Origin of the sequence: Megasphaera sp. NM10, from assembly GCF_000417505.1 — a bacterium.
GTDB classification, from domain to species: Bacteria; Bacillota; Negativicutes; order Veillonellales; family Megasphaeraceae; genus Megasphaera; species Megasphaera intestinihominis.
Window position 1 is genome coordinate 1 of the sequence record NZ_APHY01000086.1, and the last position, 2884, is coordinate 2884.

4 protein-coding genes are annotated in these 2884 nt (G+C 35.9%); all 4 read right to left on the minus strand.

Annotation, left to right across the window (positions count from 1 at the left end; translation table 11 throughout):
• Positions 1-173: 173 nt before the first annotated feature.
• Entirely contained in the window at positions 174-1892 is a 1719-nt protein-coding gene (locus NM10_RS11845; protein ID WP_147675880.1) for a hypothetical protein, read from the minus strand.
• Complete coding sequence (locus NM10_RS11850) at positions 1849-2451, minus strand: hypothetical protein (protein ID WP_147675881.1); 603 nt, start codon at positions 2449-2451, stop codon at positions 1849-1851. The genes NM10_RS11845 and NM10_RS11850 overlap by 44 nt, the downstream gene beginning before the upstream one ends.
• Complete coding sequence (locus tag NM10_RS13850) at positions 2448-2672, minus strand: hypothetical protein (protein WP_020311780.1); 225 nt, start codon at positions 2670-2672, stop codon at positions 2448-2450. The genes NM10_RS11850 and NM10_RS13850 overlap by 4 nt, the downstream gene beginning before the upstream one ends.
• A gap of 75 nt (positions 2673-2747) precedes the next feature.
• On the minus strand, positions 2748-2884 hold a 137-nt coding region (locus NM10_RS15330), incomplete at its 5' end, for an integrase core domain-containing protein (RefSeq protein ID WP_147675882.1).

The window sequence follows — 2884 nt, forward strand, 5'->3', positions numbered from 1 at the left end:
CGTCTTCCGCGCTCTTGATGTCGTAGTTGTTGAGGATTTGCTGAGCAATCTGCTTCGGCCTGGGGTAGTTGGTGGAGTTTTACACTTTGCCATTCTGTTACCGTCCTTATCTTTGTTTACCCCAGTATGGGGCATAAAGTAGATTCATGCAATACCGATTTACACAAACTATTTTACACTCCCTTAAAAGCAGTAGCTACAATTTCATAAAAAGAGATGTTACCATCAAACATTAATGAGTTTTTTAAATAAGGCCCTAAATACTTCTTTAAAATTTCATCTCGTTCGTCAAAATTAACCCCCACCATCATCGGGCTGACCTGTTTATCATCACCGACAACAATAATCTTATGCGCCATAAGTGTAATAACTAAGGCTTCCAAAGAGGACTGACTAGCTTCATCAATAATAGCAACATCAAATACTGTATCTACCGGGTCAAAAGTCTCTAATGCACGATAAACGGGAATAATCCAAGCAGGTACGGCTTTCTGCCCCATTTTCATTTGTTCTCTTGCTTGTTTCAATAATCTAGGTGCCTGTTTCCCCGTCCGCTTGCCAGCTCGTTTGATAAGTGATGCGTAGCTGGCTACTGCACTTTGTATTTCTTGTTTGCCATCCAATCTGCATTTTAGATGATACCAGGCTAATTGATTGGCTAACCGAGTTGTGCAATCACGTAATTGTACACAGTAATCATCAACTCGCTTTTCTCGCTTCTCAAGGGGCATGGCAAATAATTCATCCAGTATATATTCAAATTGTTTAAGCATCCAGAGTTTCTCCAAAGTATCAGGCATACTCGCTTTGCCATTGCTACCCGTACGTGAACGAATCGATTTTGCCCAATCAAAAGCATATTTTTCCAATTTTGACAAAAGTTGTTCACGCATCGCATAAATATCTCGTTTCCCCCAAACAATGCTATAGTTATGGTATGCTTCTTCGTATGCGGTTCCATCCCTGTAAGTTAATGCCTTTAAGATTTCATGGCATAAGTCAGAATTTGCCAAACGTTTATCATCAAATATCGTTTTTGCATAATCAATCTCTTGACGAATTTTTCTTTCCGCCAAAAAAAAGCTTACTATTTTAACATAATCAAATATATTTGTTGTCAAATAATGTTCATAGCTAGAGATATTTTTACTATACTCAAGTTCAGATTTTAATAATTTTAAATTGAATCCCGCTTTTTTTAATAATTCAACGTATTGTGCATACCACGTATGATTCCACAAAAGAGCCCTGTTTATTTTATTCTCATAATCTCTTAGTTGGATAACTATATTACCCGTAAGTTTTTCTAATTCGGGAACATCAGTAAAATTATCAAATCTTTCTGCCCACATATTTCTGACAGTATGATACGCTAAGTCACGCCGAGTTTTCTTTATAGCCAATTCAGCCTCTTCCACATTTCGTAACGCATGCCCATCAACTATAATCTGCTCAGCCAATTTACTTAACGTAGAATTTACAAGCTTATCCCAAAAGTGAAAACCACCGTTAGCTAATTTTTCTTTAATTTCCGGTAATTTTTCTACTAATTCATCTAATTCAAAGGTTCCATTAACAATAATTTGCTTTCCAAGACGACTTCCTTCATAATCCTGATCAGCCTGACAAAAATCTTTAATACTTTGAATGAGCGACTGCCATCTTTCCTGATAACCACCACCTACAATGCTGTCTTCTACAACAGAAAACTGCCAAGACACCATAGGTTGATAAGATTCAGCCACATTAAGAGCTTTCTGAATTATATTTTTATCAGGATTTATAAATAGTAGTTTATTATTATACAGTAATTGATTTTCTGCAAAATTTTCTTGAATATCTTCTATATTAATCGAAGTAATAGATTGCTTTTTTTTGTTTATACTGATCAATATTATTTAACAGGTATTGAAATTGTTTCGGAACCATCAATTTAGAATAATCTGGCAACGGAAGAGATAACTCACATTCTTCTTGATAAGAAAGCTCACCATTGCTGGCATATAATTTTTGAAATTCTTCCTGCGTCAAAGGAAGTCCTTCTTTTTGTTTTACAGGACCAGGAATCACACGCATCTGTTCCTTGTTTTCAGTAATGAGTTTGGCAATTTCAATAATAGAATAGCTCTGTCCACCATATACAATGTTTTGATTTTCTTTATTACGAATATTAAATATAGTTTTCCTCTCTTCATCAAGATTTTTTATAAGTTCATCCCTTCGCTTTTTTTCTTCAGCAATATCATTTAACAAATCCTGAATATTTACTACATTTACTTTTGCGCTAATAGAAGAAATAATATCATTCATTTCACTTTGATTGCCATCAAAAACAGGTACACACAAAGGACGAATTTCTTCATCTAATTTATCTCGCAAAACACTTAATGCTTTAATTTTTTCACTAGTAACTAAAACAGTTTTCCCCTGTGCCAAAAAATGACCAATCAAGTTTGCGATGGTATGTGTTTTACCAGTTCCCGGAGGCCTTGCACTTCAACAGCATTATTCTGCTCTATATCTTGCGCAATACGAAGTTGTGCCTTATTAGCCGGTTTTGTCATAAAAATTTCAGGTGCTTCACCACTAGCAGCAGCTAAGCGTTTTTCAAGAGTTTCTACTTTTTCATGTATATCGGATACTTTATTTTTCGGGTGAAGCAAATCAACCAAATGTGGCGGAATATAATGGGCCCCTTGTCAAGACCACGTTCTAAAATTTTAAGAGTGGCAGTAAGCAGAATTATTCTAAGCAGCGAAGCAAGCAAAGTAAAACTCGTTGGGAACCTTGTAGCCTAATGCCTCGTGGGGCCGTATGTTGTTGTAATCATCTACGTATTGGTTAATCAGACGTCGAAGCTSWCTTGGGGTGCGATATTCGCTGA